The organism is Skermanella sp. (assembly GCF_059503625.1).
Window position 1 is genome coordinate 1 of sequence record NZ_JCACHA010000978.1, and the last position, 6,454, is coordinate 6,454.

At 65.0% G+C, this 6,454-nt stretch carries 6 protein-coding genes; all 6 read left to right on the forward strand.

Annotated elements, in window-relative coordinates:
• Window positions 1-212 precede the first annotated feature (212 nt).
• Window positions 213-1,349, forward strand: a complete 1,137-nt coding sequence (locus tag AC5JJ6_RS35840) for a class I SAM-dependent methyltransferase (protein WP_496046615.1) — start codon at window positions 213-215, stop codon at window positions 1,347-1,349.
• A gap of 35 nt (window positions 1,350-1,384) precedes the next feature.
• Window positions 1,385-2,491, forward strand: coding sequence for a UDP-galactopyranose mutase (locus AC5JJ6_RS35845; RefSeq protein ID WP_496046616.1), 1,107 nt, complete (start codon window positions 1,385-1,387; stop codon window positions 2,489-2,491).
• Window positions 2,492-2,498: 7 nt separating this feature from the next.
• Window positions 2,499-3,668 (forward strand): radical SAM protein, encoded by a 1,170-nt coding sequence (locus tag AC5JJ6_RS35850; RefSeq protein WP_496046617.1) that lies wholly within the window; start codon window positions 2,499-2,501, stop codon window positions 3,666-3,668.
• On the forward strand, window positions 3,668-4,828 hold the full coding sequence (locus tag AC5JJ6_RS35855) for a class I SAM-dependent methyltransferase (protein ID WP_496046618.1): 1,161 nt from the start codon (window positions 3,668-3,670) through the stop codon (window positions 4,826-4,828). The genes AC5JJ6_RS35850 and AC5JJ6_RS35855 overlap by 1 nt, the downstream gene beginning before the upstream one ends.
• A 15-nt stretch (window positions 4,829-4,843) precedes the next feature.
• A complete protein-coding gene (locus AC5JJ6_RS35860) occupies window positions 4,844-5,998 on the forward strand; it encodes a glycosyltransferase family protein (protein WP_496046619.1) in 1,155 nt (384 codons plus the stop codon).
• 83 nt (window positions 5,999-6,081) lie between these two features.
• Window positions 6,082-6,454: hypothetical protein (locus AC5JJ6_RS35865; RefSeq protein WP_496046620.1), on the forward strand; the 373-nt coding region annotated here is incomplete at its 3' end.

Here is a 6,454-nt window from a genome sequence, read left to right on the forward strand (position 1 = left end):
GACCCGTACCAGATCGCATCCCAGATCCTGAAGACCATCGCGACGGTCCCGACTGCCGCTGCATCCGGCGTATCGGCCGCGGCTTAACCTTTTATTACGTAGACATTTTCAAGCTTTTCGGCGGCGTGGACCTCACAGTCCACGCCGCAATCTTTTGTTAACCAGCGCTGCCTATGGTGGATCGACGATCCAGAGACTGCGCACCCAGGACCATGACCGCCTCCCATCTCGCGTTCTATACGGCGCACGGAATCTCTCCGGTCCGCCAGGACATCTCCGACTGGGAACGGCACCAGCAGCGGCGATCCGCGCTTTACCGCCAGCTCGGCATCCTGCCGTCGTACCTCAAGGGCCGCTCCGTGCTCGAAGTCGGGCCGGGCAGCGGCCACAACGCGCTCTACACCGCCAGTCTCGACCCGTCGCGCTTCGTGCTTGTGGAAGGGAATACGACCGGCATCGGACATATCCGCGCCCTGTTCGCCGATCACCCCCGGATCGCGGTGCCGGAGATCGTCGGTTCGCGGATCGAGGACTTCCGGACGGCGGAGCCGTTCGACTTCGTCTTCTGCGAGGGTCTGCTGTCCGGCGTGCCCAACCCGGATGCCGTACTCGCCCGCTTGGCCGACTGCACGGCGGTCGGCGGGCTGCTGGTGGTGACCTGCGTCGACCATCTCTCCCATTTCCCGGAAACCCTGCGCCGCCTGCTGGCGCAGCGGATCGTGGACCCGGCCGATCCGGTGGAGGTTCAGGCCGCCGCGATCCTTCCCATGGTCGAGCCGCATCTGGCGACGCTGGGCGGCATGAACCGGCGGCGCGACGACTGGGTGATCGACAACCTGATCCATCCCGGCTCGATCATTCCCCTGATCAACCTGCCGGAGGCGATCGGCGTCCTGGCATCCCGCTTCGACTTCATGGCAAGCGCACCGCATTTCGTGACCGACTGGCGCTGGTACAAAGCCATCACCGGCGCCGATTACGAATTCAACCTGCCGGCGATCGAACAATATTGGCTGAACGCCCATAACCTGCTGGACCACCGCTTCACCCTGCCGCCCCGGCCGGTGGAAGCCAACCAGCGGCTCTATGACCTCTGCACCCGGGCGCGTGCCCTTGTCGAATCCTATGAGGCGACCCGCCGCGACGGTTTCATCGCCGAATTCGCGGAAGTCCTGGACGATATCGCCGCCGACGCCCGCGAGTTCTCACACCCCACGGCCGACGCCCTCACCGAAGCAGCCGGTCTGGTCCGCGCCGCGCCGGATGTCGGCGCCACGGCCACCGCCGCCCGCTTCGGCGCCCTGTTCGGCCGGGGCCAGCAATATCTGAGCCTGTCCCGCCGCCGATAGGGCGGCCGGGCTGGTACTACGTAAAGGGAAAGACATTGACCAAGGTCCTGATCATCGGCGGCGGCTTTGCCGGCTGCATCTCCGCCGAGATGCTTCACGCCAAGGGTTACACCGACATCACCCTGGTCGAACGCGCGCCGGTGCTGGGCGGCGGCTGCCGCACCTACACCTATGGCGGCCATCCCTACACCCTCGGCCCGCGCCATTTCCTGACCCGGCGGGAAGAAGTGTTCGAGTTCCTGAACCGCTCCTGCCCGATGCGCCGCTACGACCAGGGGCACGAGTTCCTGACCTATATCGAGCGCGACCAGGCCTTCTACCACTTCCCGATCCACCGGGACGAGGTGGACGACATGCCCGACGCCGAGCAGATCCGCCGTGAACTGGCCGAGGCGCCGGGTGCCGAGGGTGCCCGCAACCTCGAGGAATACTGGGTCTTCTCGGTCGGGCCGACGCTCTACGACAAGTTCGTGGACGGCTATTCGCGCAAGATGTGGAACATCGAGAGCAACACGGAACTGACCGATTTCGGCTTTACCCCGAAGGGCGTCGCTCTCAAGACAGGCCCCAAGGCCGCCTGGACCGAAGCGATCTCCGGCTTTCCGCACGCGCTGGACGGCTACAACTCCTATTTCGAGATCGCGACGCGGCACGCCAAGGTCCACCTCGACACCACGATCGAGGACTACGACATCGCCAATTACCGGGTGAAGATCGCCGGCGAGTGGCACACCTACGACCTGATCGTCAGCACGATCTCGCCGGAAATCATCCTGAAGGACGCCTACGGCCCGCTGCGCTGGGCCGGCCGCGATTTCCTGAAGCTGGTGCTGCCGGTCGAGAAGATCCTGCCCGACGACATCTACTTCCTCTACTACGCCAACGCCGAGCCGTTCACCCGCGTCGTCGAATACAAGAAGTTCTATCACTACGACAGCCCGACCTCGCTGATCGGCATCGAGGTGCCGTCCACCCGCAACAAGCTGTACCCCTACCCGACCAAGGCCGACCAGGCGCTGCACCGCCGCTATATCGAAGCCCTGCCGAAGAACGTCTTCTCGATCGGCCGCAACGGCAGCTACCGCTACCTCGACGTCGCCCTGACGATCGAGCAATGCATGGACCTGTTCAAGGACCTGTGAGGCCGTCATGACCGCCGTCATCGAAGCAGTTCCCCACGATGCCCAGGATTGCCAGGACGCAGTGGGCGAGGACGGCGAAGCCCTGGACGGCCTGCCGACGCCGCAGCCGGTCCCCGACCTCGAAACCTACCTGCGCGTCCGGCGCACCTGCCTGTCCCGCTCGCCCGAGCGGCTGCGCAACTACCTGGCCTATCAGGCATCCAGCCGCCGGAATGCGGAACCTGCCTATCTGCCGATCCGGCTCGACTTCGAGAATGTCAGCCGGTGCAACTTCCGCTGCACGATGTGTACCGTCAGCGACTGGCACAAGGGTACGCGCGCCGCCGACATGCCGCTCCAGGCATTCAAGCGGCTGATCGACGAACAGACCGGGCTGGTCGAGATCAAGGTCCAGGGACTGGGCGAGCCGACTCTCCAAGGCGACGACTTCTTCGAGATGATCCGCTACGCCCGCGCCCGGCACATCTGGGTGCGGACCACGACCAACGCCTCGCTGCTGCACCTCAAGGACAACTACCGCAAGCTGATCGACAGCGGCGTCAACGAGGTCCAGATCTCCTGCGACGGCGCCGACCGCCAAACCTTCGAGAGCATCCGGCGCGGCTCGGTGTTCGATCAGGTCGTGAAGAACTGCAAGCTGATCAACGCCTACTGCGCCGAACGGAACGTCGAGCGGACCAAGATGTGGACGGTGGTGCAGCGAGGCAACCGTCACCAACTTCCTGAATTGGTCGATCTGGCCCACGAGATGGGCTTCCGCAGCATGGCCTTCTCCCTCAACCTCGTCGATTTCGGCCTGGACCGCTGGCGCGCCGCCAACGATGCCGTCACCGTCGAGCGGGAGTTCACCAGGGCCGAAGCCCTATCCCTGCTGCACCGGGGCGAGCGCCTCGGCATCAAGGTCGCGTTCTGGAACGTCACCCGGAAATACGACACGGACAAGCCGGAGCACCTGTGCCCCTGGCCGTTCGAGCGCGCCTATGTCGCCTCCGACCTGCGCGTGGTGCCGTGCTGCATCATCGGCAACCCGGATGTCAGCGAGGTCGGCACGGCCGACGGCAACTTCGGCGCCGTCTGGACGGGCGAAGCCTTGCGTGAATTCCGTCAGGCCCATGTCGACGGCAAGGTTCCCGCTGTCTGCCGGTCCTGCTATGTCCAGCCCGGCGAAAGCCGATGATGACGGCCTGCCCCATCTGCGCGGCCGCGTCCGCCAGCGCCGTCTTCCACATCCCGGCCTATCCCGTCCGCCTTTTCGCTCCCGCCGAAGGAGCGGCGGGGGACACCGCCCCGCTGACCCTGGTCCGGTGCGACGGCTGCGGCCATCTCTACAACCGCGACTTCTCCGACGCGCTGGCGGAGCGGATGTACGGCGACGTTCCGCTGACCAACGTCCCGGTCCATCCGTCCATGGTGAAGCGCCTCCGGGACGCCATAGCCTGGATCGATCCCGAACACTATGCCGGCAAGCGGGTGGTGGAAATCGGCGGCGGCGCCGGTCACGTGGCGCGCCTGCTGTCCGCCAGTGCCGCCGGGGTGGTCGTGTTCGAGCCGTGCCGCGCCCTGACGCGGGACCATCTGCCCGAAGCCAACATCGTGCTGGTATCGGACATCTTCCGCGGCGCCGTGCCCGGCGGTCCGGCCGACCTGATGGTCTGCCGGCAGGTGATCGAGCATGTGGCCGATCCCTTCGCCTTGCTGTCCGCGATCCGCGAGGGACTGGTCCCCGGCGGCTATGCCTATCTCGAAGTCCCCGATGCCAGGTTCATCGACCGGGGCGCCGCCTTCGGCGACATCGTGCTCCAGCATGTCCAGTACTTCACGCCCGACACATTCACCGCCTTGGCGCGCCGGGCCGGGCTGGAGCCGCTGCGCACCCTGTCGATCAAGGACGGCCATGATTTCGGCGTGCTGTTCCGGGCGGTTGGACGGCCGGCGGAATGGCGGGCGCCGCAGTCCGGCATTTCCCCTGCCGCGGATCTGTCGGCCCGGCTGAGCGCCGCCACCAACCGGGGCCGGGAACGGGTTGCAGCCGTCCCCGGTGCGATGGCGCTGTACGGGGCCACGGCCCAGGGCCAGTCGTTCCTGACCCGGTACGGAGCCGCGCGGCGGTTCGTCCGGGTTCTTGACGACAATCCTGCCCTGGAAGGACTTTGCCTTGCCGGAGGCGGCCAGACGCCGCCGATCGTCAAGCCCGATGCGGCATCCCTGCGCGACGTCGATGCCGTGCTGATCTGCGCCTATCTGCATGACACCGCTATCGCCGGCCGGCTGCGCGACCTGGGCTTCCAGGGCGTCGTCCTGTCGGCAAGACCCGATCTGCCGCAAGCCGACGACTGAGAGAAGGACTGAACGTTGCCTAAGCCCAAGCGCATCGCCATCTTCGCCGAAGATGACCATATGTACATCAACCAGACGCTCGGGCTGAAGCGCGGCTTCGAAGAACTCGGCGTGGAAGCCCATGTCGGCTGGCCGCACCTCAACGAACGGGCGCTCAGCTGCTTCGTCGACAATTACCAGCCGGACTTCGTCCTGGAGATCGACCGGTTCCCAAGCCAGATCCCCCGCTACAACCCTGCCGTACGGCACATCACCTGGATCCATAATCACGCAGTCCATGGCCGGCGGGTGCTGGAGGATGCATGGGGCAGCCATGCCGTCTACACCGCCCTGCTGCTCAAGGTCTACGGCCATGAGGACTTCAACGGCGGCGACTACCGGTTCCTGCCCATGGCGACCGACCCGGAAATATTCACCGATACCGAAACGCCCGAGCTGTTCGACTTCGCCTTCGTCGGCCATATGTACGAGCCGCTCAACGACGGAACGCTCAGCATCGTCGCCGGATATGAGGACGGCAGGCCGGTCCCGATGAGCGAGCTGATCGACCGGTTCCTGGCCGCCGGTTTCCGCCATTCCAATGCCGACAACAACGAGATCTACGCCTTCCTGACCGACTTCTACCGCCGGTCCGACCCGAACTTCACGGTGGAGCAACTGCCGGCTCCGCTGAAGACCTTCTTCGACGAGCGTCTGATCCGGCTGGTCGACCGGACGCAGGTGATCGACACATTGCTGTCGATCTCCACGCAGGTCGCCTTCTACGGCAATCCGGAATGGGAGAAATGGCCGCATTACGCCCCCCATTACTTCGGCGCGATCAACCGCGGCCGCGAAATGGCGCAACTGTTCCGGTCGACGCGGGTCAACATCCATAACGGTCCCGTTACGATGCACAACCGGGTACTCGACATCATGTGCTGCGGCAAGGCGACCATGGTCAGCCGGTCACGCTGGGACGGCGAAATCAGCAGCCTGAAATCCTACTTCACCCCCGGGGAGGATTACCTGTCATACGACAACGACGACCTGGCCGAAGTCGCCGAACGAGCGTTGCGGGACGGCGACCTACGCCGCCGGGTCGGAGCGAATGCGCGGCGGCGGATACTGGAAGGACATACCTGGCGCCATCGCGCCGCCTTCATCATCGACGATCTGGCACAGCGGTAGGCCGGGAGTGCATAGCGCTCACCGGCACAGCGGCCCATAAATGCAGTGCCGCCACCGGCACTTAGGAAATCAAGCGAGGTTCAATGGGCATCAGCGCGGTCATGGTACACTGGTTCGCCCGTCTGCATAAGAAGCGCGCCTTTGCCGATGCCAGCTCCATCGTCGAGCTGGGACCTCAGGACGTCATGACGACGCCGGCAATCTTTCAGTCGGCCCTCGGCCCAATGACGGACAAGGCCGTCATGGCCGATCTGCTCGAGCAGATGTTCGAGGACGGCCGCCCGAAGCCTTGGGCTCAACAGGCTCTTTACTGGCATCTCGGATTGCAGGACTACAACTCGATCGATATGTTCGATCCGAGGGCCAATTGGCGTCTGGACCTGAACTATCCCTGCAGGCTGCCCCGTAGGGTCTCGGTCGTCACCAACTTCGGGTCGAGCGAGCATATCTTCGATA

Excerpts from the sequence above, each read along its gene's own strand:
- AC5JJ6_RS35840 (WP_496046615.1), top strand. The coding sequence starts at position 213 with ATGACCGCCTCCCATCTCGCGTTCTATACGGCGCACGGAATCTCTCCG.
- AC5JJ6_RS35850 (WP_496046617.1), top strand. The coding sequence starts at position 2,499 with ATGACCGCCGTCATCGAAGCAGTTCCCCACGATGCCCAGGATTGCCAG.
- AC5JJ6_RS35855 (WP_496046618.1), top strand. The coding sequence starts at position 3,668 with ATGACGGCCTGCCCCATCTGCGCGGCCGCGTCCGCCAGCGCCGTCTTC.